Source organism: Flavobacterium sp. MMLR14_040, assembly GCF_033657265.1.
In the GTDB taxonomy this organism is placed as follows: Bacteria; Bacteroidota; Bacteroidia; order Flavobacteriales; family Flavobacteriaceae; genus Flavobacterium.
In genome coordinates this window covers 135,431-158,371 of sequence record NZ_JAWVWO010000011.1, presented here as the reverse complement: position 1 = coordinate 158,371, position 22,941 = coordinate 135,431, and the positions used below count along the sequence as shown (strand labels likewise).

The following is a 22,941-nucleotide window of genomic DNA, read 5'->3' as shown; positions in this document are numbered from 1 at the left end:
TTTAACGTCAATTTAAAAAATATCTCATTAAATTGCGAACCTCAGGTTTTCGATAAAACAAAAAATAGCATGATTTCTGGGAAAATTACAACGTTTTAGTAAATATTCAAAGATTCCATTGATATCTTCTTAAAAAGTTGCGAAATAATTTTTTATTATATTTTTAACCCGAAAAAGCTTTTTCTTACTAAAAAAAAAGTAATCAAATTGTTAAAAAACAAAGCAATACTCTTATAATCATCTAAATTACAAACAAAAAAATGAATAAAAAAGACAATTTCATTCAAGATATAAACAATGGTTATTTATCTAAGGGTGACAGCATCATTCTTGGTGGTGCAATTCTTGACGGCGAGCCAATTGCGGAGGCACACGTAAAAATTCCGCTAAAAACTTTAAACCGTCACGGGTTAATTGCCGGAGCCACCGGAACGGGAAAAACTAAAACTATTCAGGTTTTTTCAGAGCAATTATCAAATGCCGGAATTCCTGTCCTGATGATGGACATAAAAGGTGACTTTAGTGGTATAGCCAAAGAAGGAAAAGAAGAAGGTTTTATTACAGAGCGTCATGCCAAAATAAACATACCTTATAATGTAACTGCATTTCCTGTTGAATTGATGTCTTTGTCTAAACAAAACGGAGTTCGCTTGCGTGCCACGGTTTCTGAGTTTGGTCCTGTACTGTTTTCCAGAATTTTAGACCTAAATGATACTCAGGCCGGAGTTGTTGCGGTAATTTTTAAATATTGTGATGACAAGCAAATGCCTTTGTTAGATTTAAAAGACATTAAAAAGGTCATTAATTATATTACCGAAGAAGGGAAAGACGAAATTACTGAAAGCTACGGCAAGATTTCGACTGCAACAACGGGAACAATTTTGAGAAAAATAATCGAATTAGAACAACAAGGCGGAGATTTGTTTTTTGGTGAATTATCTTTTGAAATTGATGATTTAATGAGAATTGATGAAAACGGAAAAGGATATGTAAACATTATCCGTTTGACGGACATTCAGGACAAACCTAAATTATTCTCGACTTTTATGTTGAGTTTATTGGCCGAAATTTATCAAAAGATGCCTGAAAAGGGAGATGCTGAACAACCGGAATTGGTCATTTTTATCGATGAAGCGCATTTAATTTTTAACGAAGCCAGCAAAGCATTGTTAGAGCAAATTGAAACTATTGTAAAATTAATTCGTTCTAAAGGAATTGGTGTTTATTTCGTAACACAAAACCCAATGGATGTTCCGAGTGGTGTTTTGGCACAATTAGGATTAAAGATTCAGCATGCCCTTAGAGCTTTTACTGCAAATGACAGACAGGCAATTAAAAAAACAGCTGATAACTATCCAACTTCACAATATTATAAAACCGATGAGTTACTGACCAATTTAGGAATTGGGGAAGCTTTAGTGACTGCCTTGAATGAAAAAGGAGTTCCAACACCGCTTGTCGCTACTATGATGCGTGCACCAATGAGCCGAATGGATGTTTTGACTTCTGATGAAATCGAAGCCATCAACAGCAAATCTAAATTAGTAAAGAAATACAGTGAAGAAATTGACCGTGAAAGCGCTTACGAAATTCTAAATAAGAAAATTGAAGAAGCCACTCAGGCTGCTGCAGAGCAGGAAGAACAAGCTCCGACAAGATCTTCAAAATCTGAACCAAGTACAGCAAGTGTTGTTGGAAAATCTGTTTTGAAAGTAGTAACAAGTGCTACCTTTATAAGAGGTGTTTTTGGCGTTCTAACCAAAATCTTCAAAAAATAAAAGAATTTCACCATATAAGTTATATAAGTTCATTTAATCTTTACGCAAACTTTTTATTTGAACTTATATAACTTATATGTTTAAAAAATTAACCGCTTTGTAAATCTTTGCGTACAGTTTTTAATTGAACTTATATAACTTATATGGTTTAAAAAAATTATGCGTTTTGCAATAACTTCAAAATTCTATTATCGATTTCCGGAGTGTTCCAGATATTCTCGATGTTGTCTATTTTTAGAATTTCTTCCATAATTCCGTTTTGAAAATCTCCAATTGCTAAAGCTTCTGCATATGGGCGATCGCTAAAAGTGACACGGCTATAGAGTGGAATCCATTTATCAGGATGTTTATCAGAAAAAGCCTTTTCAATTTTCTTTTGAAGCAAAAACTTCTCATCGGCAGTTTTCGTACTCATTTCCATGAAATTTCGGTATGAAAGTTCTGCAATTGCATCGGCATTAGGTTTGCGTGAAACTTGATATTCAGAAAAAATCTTCTTCCAATCGTTACCATATTTTTCAATCATTTCATTTAAAACCGTAATATCTTCAAAACCTGCATTCATTCCTTGTCCGTAAAAAGGAACAATAGCATGACAGGCATCTCCAATTAGGGCAATTTTATCTTCGTAAGTCCAAGGAAAACATTTCATGGTTACCAAAGTACTCGTTGGATTTTTAAAGAAATCTTCTGCCAGTTTCGGAATCACCTCAATCGAGTCCGGGAAGTTTTTTGTAAAGAAATCTTCGACCATTTTTCGATCTGTAAGCGATGCAAACGAATTTTCTCCTTCAAAAGGCATGAATAACGTACAGGTAAAACTTCCATCCAAATTAGGAAGCGCAATCAACATATATTCGCCACGAGGCCAAATATGAAACGAATTTTTATCTAATTTATGTGTTGCATCTGCATTTGCCGGAATATTCAATTCCTTATATCCCATATTTAAAAACTCCTGCGAATAATTAAACATACTCTGGCGTTGCATTCTGTGACGAATTCTCGAAAAAGCACCATCGGCGCCAAAAACCATATCGTATTTCTTTTCTTCCCACTCGCCTCTTTCGGTTTCGCCAATATGCAAAGTCGCATCGCTTAGCGTTACATCCCAGATTTTTTGGTCAAACAGAAATTCAGCTCCGGCTTCTTCGGCAAGATCAATCATTTTTCGGTTTAAAGTTCCTCTGGAAATCGAATAAATCGACTCCCCTTCCTGACCATAATTCTGAAAATTGAGTTTATCAACCAAATGAATCGCCCGTTTGTCCATCGGAATTGCGATTTCACGAACCGAATCGCCAACGCCAACGCCATCAAGTGCTTTCCAGCCACGATTAGACATAGCCAGATTGATGGAACGCCCAGAAAAATTTATTTTGCGAATATCAGGGCTACGATCATAAACATGAACGGTGTGACCTGCTTTTTTAAGATAAATTGCCAATAATGATCCTACCAATCCAGAACCTACAACGGCAATTTTTAGTGAAGTTTGCATCAAGAAAAATCTAAATATAAGATCGTAAAAATAAGTAATAATTCTACAAGACCTTAAAAATAAAGGAAATATTTATGATTTATATGGGCATGACCCGCCAATCCCGAAGCCTCGGGAGCGGGTCGGGCTATTCACTTGTATCTTTTATGGCGAACCCCGCCATAAAAGGATACCGCTGCTATCCCTCATGCACACTCATTTTCATAACAAAATCCCGGTTTTATTGATTTATTTACCATTTGCAAAAGAGTATTTTCGCTGAAAAACATAATCGCGCAATCCCGATAACTATCGGGAGCAAAAAGCGCAAAGTTTCTTTCTTTTTGTCATCCTGACGGAGGAAGGATCACATACGTAACTCTACAAAGATTGACGAATCAGGCGCGGAGCTTCTAGTGTGATCCTTCCTCCGTCAGGATGACAAGATCGTGTTAAAAACTTTGTGCCCTTGCGCCTTTGTGGCAAAATCAAAATCATATGAAAAGCGAACTATTACAAACAAACATTATCTTAGAAAACGAACGCGTTTTATTACTCCCATTCGAAAACGAAAGAAACATCGAACTCAAAGAAATCATTTTTGATGACGAAATCTGGAAATACATGGGAATGTACGTTCGAACTGAAAATGACTTCGAAAACTACATCAAAAGTACCTTAAAACAAAAAGCAGACGGAATTTGTTATCCGTTTTTGATTATTGACAAAGCCACAAACAAAGTCGCCGGAAGCACAAGATATGGTTATCTAAACCACGCAAGCCAAAAATGCGAAATTGGCGCTGGACCTGGTACGGAAAAGCATTTCAAGGAACTGGTTTAAACAAAGCCTGTAAATATGAATTATTGAATTTTGGTTTCGAAAATATTCAATTCAAAAGAATACAATTTAGTGCTGATTTAGAAAATAAAAAATCACAAAGAGCGATTGAAAAACTGGGTGCAGTAAAAGAAGGAATCTTTAGAAATAATTATGTTGATTCTGAAGGAAAAAGTAAAGATGATGTTTATTATAGTATTATTTTGGAAGAATGGGAGAATACTAAAGGAGAATATTTTTTGGAGTTTTTGTAGAAATCAATAAAAACTTGAAACAAAAACAAAATTTTTACGTCTAATAATTAGAAACAAATCTCAGAATTATTCACCAACATAATACTCTAAAAATGAACTTATATTCAGAATATTATGTGAGCGAAAATTGCGAACGATTTGTCAATAAAATTTGGTGTCTCGATAACAGCATCGGCGAAAGCCTGATCGAAAACAAACTCGTTTTACCAAACGGCTGTTTTAATCTCGCCATTGTGAGCGGAAATGCTATTGAAGTTCATACAAGCAAGCAAAAATATGAAATGCCAGAAGGTTTTTATTTTTGTTCGCAAATGACGAATAAAGTTTTGGTCAACATTCAGCCGAGAACAAAAGTCACTATAATTCAATTGCATGCCTGGACGCTTTCGATGTTCCCGAATTATGATTTAAGCAATTTTACCGATTCTATTATCAAAATTAATTCTAATGAATTGCCTTTTGAAAAGGAAATTGATTTGGATTTAAACAGCGATATTTCGGTATTATTAAACACAATAAATCATTATTTTGAAGGATTAAATAACCAGAATCCAAATAAAAATATCGTCGAAAAAATCTGTGAACTTATTAAACTTCAGCATGAAGAAATTACGGTTTCGGAAATTGGAAACATTTTAAATATCTCACAAAGATCATTGCAAATTAAATTTAAATCCGCAACCGGACTTACAATCAAAAAACACATTACGATTCTGAAATTCAGAAAATCAATCGATCAAATGGTAAATATCGGTCTTGAAAAATTAAATCTGACCGATGTTGCCCTTTATAATAAATATTTTGACCAGTCGCATTTTATAAAACAATTTAAAGATGTGATGAAAACATCTCCAAAAACATTCAATTCAGATTCTTATTTTCTTTCTAAAAAAAGAGCCTAATTCGCATTTGTACAATTTTATCCGCAATATTTATCCTAATATTGCAAATCATCAATCAAATCAATCAAAAAATGAAAATCAATCTATTATTTTTCCCAGTAAAGACAATTTTAATTGGGGCATTACTTCTTCAATTCCATTTTGGATTTTCTCAAGAGAAACCAAACTCAGAATTGTACAAAACTATTATGTCAAAAGACAGTCTTCTGTTTGATATTGGCTTTAATACCTGCGACATTTCACAGTTTGAAAAACTGTTTACTAAAGATCTTGAATTTTATCACGACAAATCCGGTGTTTCTGACAAAGCTTTGTTTGTGAAAAATATGCAAAAAGGTTTGTGTGGCTCTATTGGAACACGTCAATATAGAAGATATTTAGTTCCAAATACTACTGAAGTTTATCCATTATACAATAAAGGTGTTTTATATGGTGCAATGCAAATGGGAATTCATCAATTTTATGAAAAATCAGTAGAAAAAAATGAATCTCTGGCAAATGCTAAAGAACATTTTGGCAGTACAGCTCGATTTACACATGTCTGGCTATTGAAAGATGGAATTTGGAAACTGGCAAGATGTTATAGTTACGATCATCAAACGGAGAATACTGCAGAAACTTCTAAATAAAAAACATATAGAAGCTATGACACGAATGATAAATACATTAGCCTTTTTTATATTGTTTTTGAGCAGAGAAGCAAAAGGCCAAACCAGTAATGATATGGTGAAAATGGATCTTCTGAAAAATGAAATCCTGAAAATGGACAGTTTGCTTTTTGATGTTGCCTTTAATCAATGCGATGCTGCACTTTTTAAGAAAATAATAGCCGAAGATGTCGAGTTTTACGACGATCGTTTCGGATTAAATACTTCTAAAGGAAACGAAATAAAATCGCTGGCCGAAAAATGCGCCGGAACAGAAAAACTTACCCGAAAATTAGATTCCACCACAATCGATAAATTAGGCGATTTTGGAGCGGTACAATTAGGCGAACATACTTTTCTTGTCAATAATATTCCGGTTGGAACGGGTAAATTTATTCACATTTGGGAACGGAAAGAGGATAATTGGATATTGAAACGAATTGTGAGTTATGAGCATAGGGCAATCAAAAAGTAATCTTTCTTTTTTGTGGTATTTATAAGTTATTAAGACAAATACCAAAAAAAAGATTGATATTTGAAACAAAATGAAAGAATAGTCGTCTAAATAATTAGAAGAGTTTCATTCATCATTTCACAATCAAAAAACGCTCATTAACCTAACTAATTAATCAAATGAAAAAACCAATCAAACTTATTGCAGTTTGCTTTCTTGTATTATCTGCTTTTAATGTTGCTGCACAGGACAAAGCAAAACAAATTGAGCAATTATTAAACCAATACAATCAATACGGATTATTTAACGGCTCTGCACTTGTATCAGAAAACGGAAAAGTTATTCTGCAAAAAGGATACGGTTCTGCCAATATGGAATGGAATATTCCAAATCAGCCTGATACAAAATTTAGATTAGGTTCTATAAGTAAACAATTTACGGCTCTGTTAATTGTGAAATTAGCAGAAGAAAGCAAAATAAAATTAGATGTTCCAATCACAACTTATTTACCGGATTATCCAAAAGAAACGGGTGAAAAAATCACGATTCATAATTTATTGACACATACATCCGGAATCCCAAATTATACCAATGCACCCAACTTTATGAATGAAAAGGCCCGAAATCCATATTCGCCTGCAGATTTCGTGAAAACATTTTCGAATTTACCACTTGAATTTAAACCTGGTGAAAAATTCGCTTACAGTAACTCCGGTTATTTTTTATTGGGATATATTATTGAAAAAATTACAGGTAAAACCTATGAGCAATATTTACAGGAAACTATTTTTACTCCTTTAAAGATGGTTAATTCTGGTTACGATCACAGCGATGTGGTATTAAAAAACAGAGCGGCAGGTTATGAAAAAGCGGGCAAAAAAATCGTAAATGCTTCTTATATCGACATGAGTATTCCGTATGCCGCGGGTTCTTTATATTCTACTGTAGAAGATTTATATTTATGGGATCAGGCACTTTATACCAACAAATTGCTCTCAGAAAAATCAATGGAATCTTTGTTCAAGCCTTATATTGCACAAGGAGATGAAGCTTATGGTTACGGATGGTTTCTTAGAGATGTAACAAACGGTAAAGGAAAAGTAAAAGTTATTGAACATGGCGGAGGAATTAATGGTTTTAATACCAATATCTCCCGCGTTCCATCTGACAAGATTCTTATCGTTTTATTAAATAATACAGGAAGAACTGTTTTGGGTGAAATGACAGAATCTATTAGAAATATTTTATACAATCAACCTTTTAATCAGCCAAAAAAATCAATGGCATTTGAATTATTAGATGTACTAACAGAAAAAGGCGCGGCCACAGGAGCAGAAACTTATAAAAAACTAAAAGCAGATGCAACTTATGGCATTAAGGAAGATGATATGAATAATGTTGGATATCAATTATTAATGACTGGAAAAAAGAAAGAAGCACTTGAAGTTTTTAAAATTAATGTAGAGGCTTTCCCTAAATCCGGAAATGCGTATGATAGTTTAGGCGAAGCTTATCTTGCCGATGGAGACACAAAATTAGCAATTGCGAATTACCAAAAATCGATAGAACTTGATCCTAAAAACGAACATGGAAAAGAAGTTTTGGCAGAAATTTTGAAAAAGAAATAATCAGAACGAAGAATAAATCATCAAATTAACTCTAATACTTCAGCCTAAAAACTGAATTGTTAGAGTTTTTTTTTATTTTGAAAATGATTATTTTAGCTAAGCTCTTCAATCAATAAATGTTATGAAAGTTCACACTACAAATTATCAAAATACTTTTATTGAAGTTGCCGAAGATTGTCCGGCATCGAATGGTGAAATTCCGCAGCAAAAAAGCGACAAGAAAACGGTTGCCAATATTGAGTTTGACATGATCAGTAAAAATCCATATAAATATTCTTCTGATGATGTTTTATTTCAGGTTTTTGCAGATAAAAATGATTTAACCCAATCTGAATATGAAAAATCCAGAGAACAGTTTTTTTCAAAAGGTCAGGCCTGTTTTCGCGCTTCACCTTTAACCAAAAGATATGGTTGGGGAATTCACAATGATGAAAATGGAAAAATCGCCTTATACGGAATGGAAACTCCCGAATACCAAAAACTCTCAAAAGATAAAAACCTGAAAGTCGTAAAGGCAATGCGAACTTCGAGAAAATAAAGGATTGAAAAATGCAAATCTTCGAAAGCAAAAATTCAAAATTTGCTTTCGGAGATTTTTTATTTAAAAGTCATTTTTTCCATTGAATATTTAGAACAAAAAAACTATTTTAGCCAAGCCCAAAAAATAATATTTAAAATCTAAATCAACCTGATTTACAGCTTAAAAACTGTAATCAATTTTAAGATAACCTATGAAAAAAAACTACTTCCTGTTTCTTGTATTATTGATGTTTGTTCCTGCTATTTGTATTTCTCAAACTTCGGTTGCAAAGGCGCCAATGCCAACACAGCAAAATACTATTATTGTCAATAAAATTATTGATGTAACGAATTACAAAACCTATTTTGTTGATTATTGCTTAACCAAAATAAACGAAACGGCTTATAAAGAAAAATGGAACGAGCAAAAAACAGTTCAAATAACTGAAACCATCAACTTTAAAAACTTTAGGGATGCGGTTTATAATATGTTTGCCTTTTACAACGAAGTAGAATTGGAAACGTTATTAAAAGAATATCAAAAAAATACTGCTTACCAAACCACAAACGCAATGACAACCAACAAAGTACTACTTAACAATCTGGACATTTATGCCAAAGATGTTGTTGAAGGTAAATATTTATTGGTTAAGTAAGGCACAAAGGTTCAGAGTTGCAAAGGTTCAAAGGTTTTTTCTAACCTTTGAACTAACTTGAAACCTGAAACTTGAAACAAATCAAACTATTTTGTTGTTGGCTTGAAAACCAATTTTGTCGAAGTTTTTATAATTTCTTCTTTGTTCAGTTTCATTTTTCTGAATTTTCCGTGAACAAACATATCGGCCTGATCGTCGTAATGCTTGCTAAAAGGGTTTCCCGATTGTCCGGTTGGTAAAACGCTCCAGCTGTTTTCAATATCTGCAAAATCAACGATTCTTCTGGTTGAAGGACCGCCTTTTACATAATATTTCCCTTCTTCATTATATCCAAAAAACTGATTGTTGATTACTTCATTCGATCCCGGATCTGCAAAGGGACCAACATTAAATAATTTTCGTAAAGCTGCTACTTTCCCCAACGGATGTTCGTGTTCTACGGTATGCACTTTTCCCCAATTCCAATTGGGAACATTGTTTCCTAATTGTTTTTTAAGTGCTGTGATCGCTTCGTGAAATGATTTTGATACGATTTCACTTCTGGTTTCTTTTACGTTTTTGGTTTTTATATTATCCCACCAAACCGAATTTTCGTTTACAATTTGTCTGGCTATAACTTGTTTTCCTAAACTCACTCCCAGAAATAAATTAAAATTATCAGATCCCATTTCGTCTTCAAAAGTATTCTTCAAATACAAATAAATCCATTTGTTGTAAATGGTTGGCGCAATATCTTCTAAATTATTGGTTCCTTTCCATGCTTTTAATACTCCAATTGCCTGTTTTTCTTCTATCGAAAGGGATTTTTTATTTAAACTCAAAATTAAATTTTGAGCAACGCCTGTCGAGATATCAGAAGTATTGTCATAAATCATTTTACTAACTTCTTCCTTATCCCAATTTGATTTTGCATCCATCAAAGAAGAAATTCTTTTTGCACGATCTTCCGGCAAATAATATCCCGGATATAAATAGCCATCAATAGCTTCCGGCTGATTATTGGCGGAATACACATAACCCCATTCAGGGTTTTCTGCCGATGGATTTTTGGAGAAATCCAGATATTCTGCAATATCATCTTTTCCGCTTGCGCCATCTAAAATAAAGTACGAACTCACGCCTTTATTGTGTTTGTATAATTTTCCCGTTGCCCACCAAGCCACATTTCCTTTGGCATCGCCGTACATTACGTTTAATCCCGGCGCCGCAACTAATTGTACTGCTTTTTTAAAATCATCTTTGCTTTTAGCGTGCGAAAGTCCGTAAACGGCATCCAAAATCTGAATCGGCTGTTGGGTATAAGTCCACGTCATTGCAATTGGATTTTTACGATCTAAACGTTCCAGCAAATCATTCATAATAGGTCCGTGTCGACTTGATTTTACACTTAAAACCACATCAGAACTATCTTTTATTTTAATTGTTTTTTTTATCAATTGATATTTGGCAAAACCATCAGGCGTTTGATATTGAGTTGAATCTCCGGCTTTATTTTTTTCCTGATAAAAATCGATATCATCATTTTCAAACATCGTTAATCCGTAAGCATAATCGCGATTGTGCGCCAATAACGGAAACGGCGTTCCGGCCAGATAGCAACCGTACAATTCATGATTTGGCGTTACCAAGTGCGCTTCATACCAAGTGCCAGGCTGCGAAAACCCAATATGTGGATCATTCGCAAAAATTACTTTTCCGCTTTTGGTTTTATTTGGTCCTGCAACCCAGCTGTTACTGCCCACAAATGGAGGAATTGGCGATTTATCCAGCAACGCTGCAACCGACTTTGAAATTGCCGTATATTCTTCAATATTTTCTTTTGAACTTTTGATTTGTGTCGTATTAAATTCGCCTTCAATTCCTAAATCTTTCAAATATTCTGCTCCGTATTTATTGCGAATATCTGTCAATAACGGATCTGTTTTTTGCGCCATTGCGAAACTAAAAGACATATATCCAAAAATATTATAAACATCCTCTATCGTAAATTTTTTCTTTTTCACACCAACCAGAGTAAATTCAATTGGCGTTACGCCTTCATCCAGATATTGGTTGATTCCGTCTAAATACGCCATTGTTAATTGATAACTCTGGCTGTTTTTATCCAATTTTGCTATGGCTTTCGCCGAAGCGTCTTCGATACCAATTCCGGAGAAAAACATATCATTTTTAAGCGCAACAGATCCAAAAATCTCTGATAATTTCCCTGGAGCAATTCGGCGTAGTAATTCCATTTGCCACAATCTTTCCTGTGCGTGTACATAACCTAAAGCTGTCATTGCATCTTTTTCAGAGTTGGCATAAATATGAGGAACACCAAAATCATCAAAATAAACGATGGTTTCTTTTTGAATGTTTTTAAGTTGTAATTCGCCTTCATACTTTGGTTTTAAATAAAAAATGTAACCGCACAAACCAATTCCTAAAACAACAATTAAAGTCAGTAAAACAAGTAAGATTTTTTTAATAATTTTCATATTCAAAAGATTAAGCAAATAACAATTATGTAATGATGTAACTTAATGATTGAATCATATAAGAAACATGACTTTTAAAAAGCCTAAATTTATGTATTTAAAACCAATACCATAAATGTCAATCTATAAAAAAATAGCAATCGGTGTCATTTCAGTCTTTCTTTTTTTGATTTTAATCAATTTTGGGTTGAATATTTGGATAAAAAAACAATTACCGATTATTATTCACGAGAAAAACAAAACAGTCTACAACATCAACTACGAGAAAATCGAAGTATCTCTTTTTTCCCGAAACATCTATGCCGAAACTTTATTGGTTCATCCGAAAAACCAGCCTAAAGACAGCAAGAATGGACTTTTCTGTAAAATCGAATCTATTACAATACAACATTTTAATATTTGGGATTTGGCTTTCCGCGACATTATTCAGGCCGAAAGCATTATCATCAATAAACCAAGGGTTATTTTATATAAAAAAGGCGAAAAACTTTTGAATAACAGTAAAAGTATCAAAAATGAAATCATTGCACCGTTTCGTAAAATAATTGCAGTTTCAAACATTTACCTGAATGACGCATCTGTGGATGTTGTTTCCTTAGATTCTCAAAAACCAATTTTTAGTATTAAAAAAATGATTTTAAAACTGGAAGGTATTTTAATAACCGATGCAACCTTAAACGAAAAAATTCCGCTTCAATATAAAAGTTATGCTTTGGTTATTGATAGTTTATTTTACAGACCAAGTGCTTTTTATCATATTAATATTGGCAAAATAAGTAGTGAAAAAAACTTTCTAAAAATCAATAATTTCTCTAATCTTCCGCAGTTTAACCGACAAGATTTTGTGAAGCGTTTAGAGAAGGAAAAAGATATTTATACATTAAAATTTGATTCGGCTCAAGTAGCAAAAATGGATTGGGGTTTTAAAAATGATCGTTTTTTCTTTAAAGCAAATTCACTTGTAATTAATCATTTTGATGCCAATATCTATCGTGGTAAAATGCCAAAAGATGATTTAAGCAAAAAATATCTTTACAATCATTTATTACGAAATATCAAATTCCCACTTGAGATTGATACTTTGCAAGTCTTAAAATCGAAACTGGTTTATGAGGAAGAAATTGATTTTTCAAAAGGTCCGGGTGTTTTAAACTTTGATCATTTTAATCTGCAGGCAACAAACTTGAAAAGTGGTTTTGGATTAAAAAAAACTGATGATGTAAAAATCAAAATTAATTGTGTTTTCATGAAAACGTCACCTTTAAATGTTAATTGGAATTTTAATGTTTTAGATAAAAAAGATAGTTTTCATATTCAGGGCGTTATCTCCAATTTTGATGTTGCGGCTATTGGCCGATTCAGTAAACCTTATATGAATGCTTCATTCACTGGTGTCTTTAATAAATACCGTTTTAATTTTTATGGAAATGATAATATTTCAAAAGGAAATGCTTCATTAGATTATGACGATTTGAAAGTCAAATTATTCAAAAAGAAAAAACCGGAGAAAGAAGCTAAATTAAAATCAGCCATTGTTAATTTACTTGTCAAAAATGATTCAAAAGATAAAACAAAAAATGCTGATGTTGAAGTAGAAAGAATTCAGGAAAAATCGTTTTACAACTTTTTATGGCGAAATATCGCAGAATCTTTGAAGAAGATTTTGATTTAGTATTTTTTAGCCACGAATTACACAAATTACCACGAATTAATAATTTCAACTTTATCTAAATAAAAATTTGTGTTAATTTGTGTAATTCGTGGCAAACATTAATTCTCAAACCTGACAATTATCAGGTTTTCAATAATTATTTTTTTCAACATTTGTTTTTATTTTAATTTGAAAACAAATGACAAAAAGGCCTTTACATACTTTTCATATTCCGGTAATGGGACTCGCTTATACTATTGACAGCCCAATACGAGTGGCGCAATATGGGATTTCGTCTGTAATTTCTATAGCCGACGATGATTTAATCGAAAAGATGCGTAATTTTTACAGCACTAAATTCAATTTTCCATATGAAGAAATCACGCAAAAATTTCACGATTACCGTGCGGAAAGAATTACTTCTTACCTTAATTTAGTTGATACAATTGTAAAACAGAAGTTTGAAAGTTTTAAAACAGAATTAGCTGAAAGTAAAACCGCTGTAGAAAATTTTATAGCAACATTACCCAATACTTCTGACATTAAAAAGGGTTTTCAAAATTTACTGGAAGATGGAATTTTATTCAAAGAAAACATTCAAAATTACATCGAATCCAATCTTTTTCCCGGCGAAATTGATGTGAATATCATGACGAAACTAGATAAAGATAATTTTGTAAAAAACGAACAGCTTCCGATTGAATTTAATGACGCTCACGCCGCTTTAAGAGGATTTGCCAACAGTAACCTGGAATCTTCAGTAGTACTTTCTGCAGGAATGAATCCAAGACTTTACAGTTATTTTGAGAATTTTCCAGACTTTTTTCCAAATCAAAAAAACGAACTCAAAAAGAAAATTATTCTAAAAGTTAGTGATTTTAGATCTGCAATGATTCAGGGAAATTTTTTAGCTAAAAAAGGACTTTGGGTTTCTGAATATCGCATAGAATCAGGTTTAAATTGCGGCGGACACGCTTTTGCCACCGATGGCCTTTTATTAGGAACTATTCTGGAAGAATTTAAACTAAAAAAAGAGCAATTAGTTCAATCTGCCCATGAATTAATGGTAAAAGTGCTGCAACAAAAAAATGCACCTATTCCTGATCAGCCTCTGCCTTTAAAAATTACAGTTCAGGGCGGCGTTGGAACTGCTGAAGAACATGAATTTTTATTAGAAAAATACGAGGTTGATTCTGTTGGCTGGGGTTCTCCTTTTTTATTAGTTCCCGAAGCAACATCTGTAGACCAGACAACCCGAAATTTATTGATAAATGCGAAAGAAAAAGATTTGTATTTAAGTCATATTTCGCCATTGGGAGTTCCTTTTAATACCGTGAGAGGCACATCAAATGAAATTTTAAAACAAAAACGAATTCACGAAAATAAAGCAGGAAGCTCTTGCCCTAAAAAATTTCTGGCGCTGAGTAAAGAATATGACCCACACGGAATTTGTACAGCTTCAAAAAAATATCAGGATATAAAATTAGCCGAATTAGATAGTATAAAAAATACAATTTCGATTAATGCTTTTGAAAATGCTAAAACTAAAATCACAGAAAAATCATGTTTGTGTGTTGGTTTAGCCAATTCATCTTATTTAGAAAATGATATTAAAATAAAAGGACAGGACCAGGGTGTTGTTATTTGTCCAGGCCCCAATATGGCGTATTTTGATCAAGAAGTTTCACTGACTGATATGTTGCAGCATATTTATGGAAATACATCTGTTTTAAGGGCTAAAAACCGTCCTAATTTATTTGTAAAAGAATTAAAGATGTATATTGATTATTTTAGAAGCGAGATTGAAACTATTTCCGGCGAAGTTACTGCCAACCAACTTAAAAAATGGAATAGTTTTAAAGCTAATCTTCTGGAAGGTATTGATTATTATCAGAATTTATTTGAATCTGGCTTATACTTTAAAAGCGATACAGAAAAAATCAAATATCAGTTCGATTTTTATAAACTGGAATTAGCAGCAATCAAAATTCCAACGCCGCAATTGGTATAAAAACAAAACCCCGATTTAGAAATCTAAATCGGGGTTTTATATATAGCGCTATTTAGCTTACTCTTTTTTATTTTTACTATCAATAACAGCACCTGTTCCAGTACCTAAAGCAGCACCGGCCAAACCACCAATAATGGCACCTTCTCCTTTTTTCTTACTTACGATTGCTCCGGTTGCAGCACCAACTCCCGCACCAATTACAGCACCTTTAGCAGTAGCACTCCAGCCTTTCTTTTTGGTTGTAGTTGTCGTTGTTGCAGTTCCATTCGCATTATCTTGTTGATGAACGACCACAACTTTTTGCGATTCTACTCGTTGCTCTTCTTTTATTTTTGCCATCTCAGTTTTCATCGAGTCCATTACTCTTTGTTTCTCGATTTCAACTTTCATAGAATCTATACTTGCCTGTTTTGCCTTCTTCATATCTGCATTCGATTGATTCTGACAAGAAACAATTGATATAGCGATCAATATTACATATAAGGTTTTCATGATTGTAGTTTTATTAGATTTATACACTACAAAGTAAAGAAGATGTTTTTTGCTGATGTTATATGATTTGTACAAAACATTATAGAATTTGAAGATTACTATGATAGTTTGAACGCGGATTAAAACGGATTTTTTAAGTCAATACCTAAAAAGATCAGAAGTCGAAAATTTCAATTATTGGCCGTATTCTGCACCAATTTGTCATTTCGACTCAGGAGAAATCTCCGCGAGAAGCTCAACCAAGATTGGATTCTCGTTGCGGAGTTACTTGTGGAGATTTCTCCTGCGTCGAAATGACATAAAATGAGATAAAACTTTGTGACTTTGTTTTACTTCTCTAAAATTCCCTTTTTCAGAATTTGCCCAAAATCATACATATCTTCATAGGAACAATACAATGGAACTGGTGCGAGGCGAATTACATTAGGTTCACGCCAATCTGTAATAACTCCGTTTTTCATTAAATAATCGAATAAACTTCTTCCTTCTCCGTGTAAAAAAACAGACAACTGAGAAGCTCTTTCTTCAGGGTTTGAAGGCGTAATGATTTCAAAATTACCTTTTACTTCCTTATCAATTTCATGCAGAATAAACTCTAAGTAAGATGTAATATGATCTCTTTTAGCGATTAAAGCATCCATTCCAACCTCAGCAAACATTTCAACTGAAGCCAGATAAGGTGCTAATGAAAGAACTGGTAAATTACTAATTTGCCATCCTCCTGCACCATGAACAGGATCGAAAGTTGGTTCCATTTTAAAACGACGTTCTTTATTATGTCCCCACCAACCGGCAAATCTTGGTAAATCAGCATCATTGTGATGTTTTTCGTGCACAAAACATCCGGAAGCATTTCCCGGACCTGAGTTCATATATTTATAACTGCACCATGCCGCGAAATCTACATTCCAATCGTGAAGTTCCAATTTGATATTTCCAGCAGCGTGTGCCAAATCCCAACCCACTTTTGCTCCGGCTTTGTGTCCCGCAGCAGTGATAGTTTTAATATCAAAAACTTGTCCTGTATAGTAATTTACTCCGCCAATTAAAACCAAAGCAAGTTCATCTCCAACTTCTTCAATTTTTGCCAGAACATCTTCCAGGCGAATATTATGTTCTCCCTCACGTCGTTTGATTTCTACAATCGCATCTTCTGTTTTATATCCATGAAAATGAACCTGACTCTGAAACATATATTGATCTGAAGGAAAAGCTTTTTCTTCGCAGATAATTTTATAACGTTTGCCTTTTGGCTGATAAAATGAAACCATCAATAAATGAAGATTTACTGTCAAAGTATTCATCACCGTAACTTCTGATGGCAAGGCACCAACAATTTTGCTCAACGGTTCTGCAAATCTTTCCTGATAATCCCACCATGGTTTTTGAGCATAAAAATGACCTTCAACGGCTAGTTCTGCCCAGTCATTCATTACTTCATCAATATAAGCTTTGGTGCGTTTTGGCTGTAAACCTAGAGAGTTTCCCGTAAAATAAATTACGCGTTTGTCATTTACTTTAGGAAATATAAATTGATCCTGATAATGATTTAAAGTATCTTGTGAGTCAAGTTGTTTCGCGAATTCGCGTGTATTTTGAAAAGTCATTGTGTAATTTTTGAAAGGTAAAAATAACAACTTTTAAAGTATCTCAAATAAAATTAACATCTTTTGAATTAATTCAGTCGCAGTCTCAGTTTTTAGTTTTCCAGAATCAATTCTAAAACCTTTGGGGAGGGGAAAAAATTTTACCGCAGAGAACACAAAGATTTTTCGCAAAGTTCACTAAGATTTGAGTTGTGTTTACACAGTCTAAGTCCGCAAAGCTTTGTATTGATTTAGCTTTGCGAACTCTGTACTTTTTAAAGTATTCTTAAATAAAATCTTTGTGTTCTCTGCGGTAAAAAATTATTAGTGAGCATAATTTATGTTTCTCCATAACATTTAGCGTTGATCTGAAACAAAACAAAAAACCCGACAGGTCTTAAAACTTGTCGGGTCTTTTTATAAGATAATTCTAATTACAGGATCAACATTGCATCTCCGTAAGAATAAAATTTGTATCCTTCTTTGATTGCTTCTTCGTATGCTTTTTTCATTAAATCATGTCCACAGAAAGCAGAAATCATCATTAATAATGTTGATTTTGGTGTATGGAAATTTGTAATCATACAATTTGCAATACTAAAATCGTGAGGAGGAAAGATAAATTTATTTGTCCATCCTTCATAAGGATTTAAAGTGTTTTGAGATGAAACAGAACTTTCAATAGCACGCATTGAAGTTGTTCCAACAGCGCAAATACGTTTTTTGTTTGCTTTTGCAGCATTTACAATATCGCAGGCTTCTTGTTTGATAATCAATTCCTCAGAATCCATTTTGTGTTTTGATAAATCTTCAACCTCAACCGGATTAAAAGTTCCTAAACCTACGTGAAGTGTTACTTCTGCAAAGTTTACTCCTTTGATTTCCAATTTTTTCAAAAGGTGTTTTGAGAAGTGCAAACCAGCAGTTGGTGCCGCTACAGCTCCTTCTTCTTTTGCGTAAATTGTTTGGTATCTTTCTGCATCTTCAGCCGTTACTTCTCTGTTGATATATTTAGGAATTGGAGTTTCTCCAAGTTCTGTCAATTTGTTTCTGAATTCTTCGTAAGAACCGTCATATAAAAAACGTAATGTTCTACCACGAGAAGTTGTATTGTCAATTACCTCAGCAACTAACGAATCATCGTCACCAAAATAAAGTTTGTTTCCGATACGGATTTTTCTCGCCGGATCAACCAAAACGTCCCAAAGACGTTGCTCTGAATTTAATTCTCTTAATAAGAAAACTTCAATTCTTGCTCCTGTTTTTTCTTTGTTTCCATACAAACGTGCAGGGAAAACTTTAGTATTGTTAAGAATTAAAACGTCTCCATCATCAAAATAATTGATAACATCTTTAAACATTTTATGTTCTATAGTTTGTTTTTGACGATCGATTACCATTAAACGAGACTCATCTCTGTTTTCTGCTGGAAATTCCGCTAAAAGTTCTTTTGGTAAGTTAAATTGAAAATGTGATAATTTCATATTGGCATTGTGATTTTTAGAGTGTAGATTTTAGATTTTTTATCTAAAATTATAAATCGTGTGCAAATATACGATTGTGAGATAGGCGTTGTCAAGTGTTTTGCTGTTTATTTTCAAAAGTCCTTGATTTAGTGGTGTTTCGAGTTGATTAAAAAATGTATTTTCCACCATATAAGTTATATAAGTTCATTTAATTTGAGTTTTTTATTAATTTGAGTTTTTTGTCAATTTCGACCGAACGGAGAAATCATATAAGAACTCCGTTATCTAAATCGCCAATCTTTGTCAAGTTACATGTGTGATTTCTCCCTTCGGTCGAAATGACAAAACATAAAAAAACCTCCAATTAAAAACTGGAGGTTATCAAATTATGCTCATTTTATTTAAATGAACTTATATAACTTATATGGTGAAAATTTACAATTTTGAAACTTCAAAATTTAATTCTTTTAAATCATTCCAGAAATCGGGATATGATTTTGAAACTACTTCGGCATTTTCGATAATAATTGGAACTTTCAGGGCTAATGGCGCAAATGCCATTGCCATACGATGATCGTTGTAAGTAGCAATTTTTACATTATGGTTAATGTTATGTGAAGCCACTAAAGTTAAAGAATCATTTGTAACAGAAATATTAGCTCCCAATTTTGTAAGCTCAATACGAAGCGCTTCCAATCTGTCCGTTTCTTTGATTTTTAGAGTATGAAGACCTGTTAAATGACAGCCAATTCCTAAACCTAAACAAGTTACAACAATTGTTTGCGCAATATCCGGAGTATTATTTAATTCAAAATTGACATCTTCAAACTTAAAATTCTTTTGTTTTACCAAAGTCATTTTGTTGTTTTGAAACGTAGTCTGAACGCCCATTTTCTCATAAAGCGATACCAACTCTGAATCGCCCTGCAAACTGTCTTTTTTATAACTGCTTAATGTAAGTGAAGCCGAATCAGACAGCGCCACCAAACTAAAAAAGTAAGATGCCGAACTCCAGTCAGATTCTACAACCATTTCTTTAGCTGCAACTTCTGTTTTTGGATATACTTTAATTACATTTCCTTCAAAACTGGTTTGAATATCTAAATCATTTAGCAAAGCCAAAGTCATTTTGATGTATGGAATTGAAGTGATTTCTCCTTCTAAGGTTAATTCTAAACCGTTGTCTAATTTTGAAGCGACTAACAATAAAGCCGAAATATACTGACTGCTTACATTTGCCGCCAAAGTTACTTTTGTAGCTGTAACTTTTTTTCCTTTAATTCGTATTGGCGGATAACCTTCTTCTTTTTCATAAGAGATCTCAACTCCTAATTGTGCCAAAGCCTCAACCAAAATTTTTATCGGGCGTTCCTGCATTCTGCTTGAACCTGTCATTACGACTTCTCTGCCTTCGTTTACAGCAAAATAAGCCGTTAAAAAACGCATTGCAGTTCCTGCATGATGAATATCTACAATTTCGTCATTTCCAATTAACGCTTTTTGCATTACTTCGCTGTCATCAGAATTTGAAGTATTGGCTAATGTAATGTTTGGAAATAATGCTTTCAGTAATAATAAACGATTGGTTTCGCTTTTTGATCCGGTTATATTTAATTGAGAATTATCAATGGTGAATGGTGAATTCGTGCTTAATTTTAAATTCATTTTTTTTATTGTAAGTGGTGAATTTGAATTATGATGGTTAGAAACCTAATTCAGGCATGCAATTTACCACTCCCCATTCATAATTCAAAATTCAAAACTCATAATTCAAAGTTTATAACTGATATTTCACAATTATTTCAATTTATCGTTGTTTTTGTGACGATCTTTATCCCTAACCGATTTTAAATCCATTTTTTTATCAAAAGCGGCCTGTAAATCTATACCGGTTTGATTTGCCAGACACAAAACCACAAAAACAACATCGGCCAGTTCTTCGCCTAAATCTTTGTTTTTATCGCTTTCTTTTTCTGATTGTTCGCCATATCTGCGGGCAATAATTCTGGCAACTTCACCCACTTCTTCGGTAAGCTGCGCCATATTTGTTAATTCATTAAAATAGCGAACTCCGTGTTCTTTTATCCAGGTATCAACGTCTAGTTGTGCATTTTTCAAATCCATGATTATATTTTTTTAAGGACAATTTTTTCATTTTGACTGGCGATTATTTTCTGGAAAAACTCTTTCAGCATATCGTAGTCGCTTGCTGCAAAAATAGCTTTGTTTATTCCTTTTGTCACCTGAATTTGTATTTTATTTTCTTCAGTATTCATATTCATTATATAAAAACCATCTTTACCTTCTGTACTAATGCGTATTGGTTTTGGAAGGGATTCTACAGCATAGCCATCCGGGATTTTCAAGAAGATATTGTAAATATTTTGATCTGGATATCCAAAATAAATTGGCATTTGTCTTTCTTCCTGAATAAGCGGATTGGAACTGTCTGTAAAGAAAAACAAGGGTTTTAAAAATATTTTCCCGTTAATCATATCATATGCATTGCTCCATGAAAAATTAAATTTCTCTACTACTGGTTTCGACAAATCTTCATTCTTATTTTCCAATAAATAATCTTTAACTTCGATTTTGCTCAACTCATTTTCTAACTTTTCAAGATAAGCGTCTTCATCATTATTGCTCACTTTTAATTCTCTAAATTGAAGTGCCGAATAATCTGCTCTTCTAATTCTAACTTGTCCCTGAATTTGTCTTAATTCAGGATCTATAGTAGCTATTATTGTATAACTGGCTTTTGAAGGAGATTCAGGAATAAGATCAATTTCCTGCGAAGAACCATCTTGTTTTATAAGTCTTCCTTTCCAGTTTAAAAGATTTAATGGTAAAACATTCGGCGTAGTAAACTTATTTGTTGCATCTAATAAAATTTTCTTTCCATTAATTTCTGCAGCAGCAATAACACAGTTAAAAACAGTACGATTTGGAAATACAGGAACTCCATTTTCAAGCGTACTAACCAAAACCGGACTCACTTCTATCCCCGCAGTTTTTAGCATCGAAATCAAAATGAAATTTATTTCTGCGACATTTCCTGTTCTTGCTTCATATGCTTTTTTAACTCCTTTGTCTACAAAATATCCATTTTCTTTATTCCAGTTCATTCTATTCTGAACAAAGTTAAATATCGCATTTAATCGTTCTAAAGGCAGAATTTCATTTGCTAACAAAGATTTTAAATCTTCCGAATAATAGTTTTTTAGTTTAAGTTCTTTTCCGAAGCTCTCATTTTCATAAATACTGCTTGCAACTCCTTCCCAGGTCTTAGTTAAATCTACAATAGGTTCACTTGGAAATCGCTTTCTTTCTAATTCATTTTGTATAGAACCTGAATAATTGCTTATGTTATCGACAAATTTTTCATTTTTTAGAGCAGGAATATTTTCAGAAGTATAAAGACTGTTAATTTGTTTGTAACCCGTAGCAAATATTTGTCTACTCTCTACTACTTCATTACTTGACTTAATATTTACCTGGCCAATAAGTATTGATTTATAGATCAGAAATTCAGGAATTTCAGTTTTATACTCAAAAAAAGCAACAGGAAAAGGATATTGAAAATCGAAATCAGGAAGCCTAATCAGATTTTCTGATTTCACAACATATTTAAATTCGATAACAGACCCAACTTTTACGTTGGGCAAAGTAATAATTGCCTGATTCCAATATTTATTTATGTTGCTATTAAAAATGCCTTCACGATTTAATTTTGTTTTTACAATGACACCATTTTCCAAATTATATGTCACTGCATTTGAAAAACTAACACTTTCATCATTCCTGTTTTCATATCCTATGTAGTAAGAAACTTTATGGTTTGCCAGGTTAAGTCCTTCTTTTTTGTATATTTTGATTTTAAATTCATAAACATGATTAGCCGTAAAACCTCTTTCAGATGTATAAGTAAAAAATGTTTTTCCTTTTTTAAATAAAACTGTTGCAGCTGCGGTAGTATCTTTTGCATTTACTTTTTGCTGTAATTCTTCAATTGTCACTTTACCTAATTCATAATTTTGAGCGTTAATTTTTGAAATACTTAAAAGTAAAAAAGCAAACAATACTAAACCGTAAAATCTCAT

General features: G+C 33.0%; 19 protein-coding genes. 11 read left to right on the top strand and 8 right to left on the bottom strand.

Translation table 11 applies throughout. The features are described 5' to 3' along the window. The first annotated feature begins 260 nt into the window (after positions 1-260). Positions 261-1,778: a helicase HerA-like domain-containing protein gene (locus SD960_RS15695; protein WP_318804606.1), complete on the top strand. Its 1,518-nt coding sequence runs from the start codon at positions 261-263 to the stop codon at positions 1,776-1,778. 157 nt (positions 1,779-1,935) lie between these two features. Here the strand turns inward: SD960_RS15695 and SD960_RS15690 are convergent, their stop codons facing one another. After that, positions 1,936-3,279, bottom strand: coding sequence for an NAD(P)/FAD-dependent oxidoreductase (locus tag SD960_RS15690; RefSeq protein ID WP_318804604.1), 1,344 nt, complete (start codon positions 3,277-3,279; stop codon positions 1,936-1,938). Positions 3,280-3,756: 477 nt separating this feature from the next. Here SD960_RS15690 and SD960_RS15685 point away from each other — a divergent pair, with 477 nt between their 5' ends. The 8 genes from SD960_RS15685 (at position 3,757) to SD960_RS15650 (ending at position 9,158) form a co-directional block, all read left to right on the top strand. Further along, positions 3,757-4,101 (top strand): GNAT family N-acetyltransferase, encoded by a 345-nt coding sequence (locus SD960_RS15685; protein WP_318804601.1) that lies wholly within the window; start codon positions 3,757-3,759, stop codon positions 4,099-4,101. Next, on the top strand, positions 4,047-4,352 hold the full coding sequence (locus SD960_RS15680) for a GNAT family protein (protein WP_318804599.1): 306 nt from the start codon (positions 4,047-4,049) through the stop codon (positions 4,350-4,352). The genes SD960_RS15685 and SD960_RS15680 overlap by 55 nt, the downstream gene beginning before the upstream one ends. A 92-nt stretch (positions 4,353-4,444) precedes the next feature. After that, complete coding sequence (locus SD960_RS15675; RefSeq protein ID WP_318804597.1) at positions 4,445-5,254, top strand: AraC family transcriptional regulator; 810 nt, start codon at positions 4,445-4,447, stop codon at positions 5,252-5,254. A 71-nt stretch (positions 5,255-5,325) separates the two neighbouring features. Continuing rightward, positions 5,326-5,883, top strand: coding sequence for a nuclear transport factor 2 family protein (locus tag SD960_RS15670; RefSeq protein ID WP_318804595.1), 558 nt, complete (start codon positions 5,326-5,328; stop codon positions 5,881-5,883). Positions 5,884-5,899: 16 nt separating this feature from the next. Further along, a complete protein-coding gene (locus tag SD960_RS15665; protein ID WP_318804593.1) occupies positions 5,900-6,376 on the top strand; it encodes a nuclear transport factor 2 family protein in 477 nt (158 codons plus the stop codon). Between the two features lie 158 nt (positions 6,377-6,534). After that, positions 6,535-7,983, top strand: coding sequence for a serine hydrolase (locus SD960_RS15660; RefSeq protein ID WP_318804592.1), 1,449 nt, complete (start codon positions 6,535-6,537; stop codon positions 7,981-7,983). Positions 7,984-8,104: 121 nt separating this feature from the next. Next, positions 8,105-8,521, top strand: a complete 417-nt coding sequence (locus tag SD960_RS15655) for a DUF6157 family protein (RefSeq protein WP_318804590.1) — start codon at positions 8,105-8,107, stop codon at positions 8,519-8,521. Positions 8,522-8,714: 193 nt separating this feature from the next. After that, positions 8,715-9,158, top strand: a complete 444-nt coding sequence (locus SD960_RS15650; RefSeq protein WP_318804588.1) for a hypothetical protein — start codon at positions 8,715-8,717, stop codon at positions 9,156-9,158. Positions 9,159-9,244: 86 nt separating this feature from the next. On the opposite strand, the gene SD960_RS15645 is transcribed toward SD960_RS15650, so the two are convergent. Beyond that, positions 9,245-11,635, bottom strand: a complete 2,391-nt coding sequence (locus SD960_RS15645; protein ID WP_318804587.1) for a penicillin acylase family protein — start codon at positions 11,633-11,635, stop codon at positions 9,245-9,247. Between the two features lie 187 nt (positions 11,636-11,822). Between SD960_RS15645 and SD960_RS15640 the strand changes: the two genes are divergently transcribed. Both SD960_RS15640 and SD960_RS15635 read left to right on the top strand, forming a co-directional pair. Beyond that, the gene (locus SD960_RS15640; protein ID WP_318804586.1) at positions 11,823-13,307 is read left to right on the top strand and encodes a hypothetical protein; all 1,485 of its coding nucleotides are present in this window, start codon (positions 11,823-11,825) and stop codon (positions 13,305-13,307) included. A gap of 178 nt (positions 13,308-13,485) precedes the next feature. Then, positions 13,486-15,297: a hypothetical protein gene (locus SD960_RS15635; RefSeq protein WP_318804584.1), complete on the top strand. Its 1,812-nt coding sequence runs from the start codon at positions 13,486-13,488 to the stop codon at positions 15,295-15,297. Between the two features lie 57 nt (positions 15,298-15,354). Here SD960_RS15635 and SD960_RS15630 read toward each other — a convergent pair whose 3' ends face one another. The 6 genes from SD960_RS15630 to SD960_RS15605 form a co-directional block, all read right to left on the bottom strand. Continuing rightward, a complete protein-coding gene (locus SD960_RS15630) occupies positions 15,355-15,789 on the bottom strand; it encodes a YMGG-like glycine zipper-containing protein (protein ID WP_318804583.1) in 435 nt (144 codons plus the stop codon). Positions 15,790-16,118: 329 nt separating this feature from the next. Beyond that, positions 16,119-17,396 carry a kynureninase gene (kynU, locus tag SD960_RS15625; protein WP_318804581.1) on the bottom strand — a complete coding sequence of 426 codons (1,278 nt, stop codon included), beginning with the start codon at positions 17,394-17,396 and terminating at the stop codon, positions 16,119-16,121. Between the two features lie 413 nt (positions 17,397-17,809). Then, on the bottom strand, positions 17,810-18,859 hold the full coding sequence (queA, locus tag SD960_RS15620) for a tRNA preQ1(34) S-adenosylmethionine ribosyltransferase-isomerase QueA (RefSeq protein ID WP_318804579.1): 1,050 nt from the start codon (positions 18,857-18,859) through the stop codon (positions 17,810-17,812). Positions 18,860-19,276: 417 nt separating this feature from the next. Next, on the bottom strand, positions 19,277-20,506 hold the full coding sequence (locus tag SD960_RS15615; protein WP_318804578.1) for a 3-phosphoshikimate 1-carboxyvinyltransferase: 1,230 nt from the start codon (positions 20,504-20,506) through the stop codon (positions 19,277-19,279). A 132-nt stretch (positions 20,507-20,638) separates the two neighbouring features. Further along, a complete protein-coding gene (locus tag SD960_RS15610; protein ID WP_012022600.1) occupies positions 20,639-20,965 on the bottom strand; it encodes a nucleotide pyrophosphohydrolase in 327 nt (108 codons plus the stop codon). 2 nt (positions 20,966-20,967) lie between these two features. Next, positions 20,968-22,941: a DUF3857 domain-containing protein gene (locus SD960_RS15605; protein WP_318804565.1), complete on the bottom strand. Its 1,974-nt coding sequence runs from the start codon at positions 22,939-22,941 to the stop codon at positions 20,968-20,970.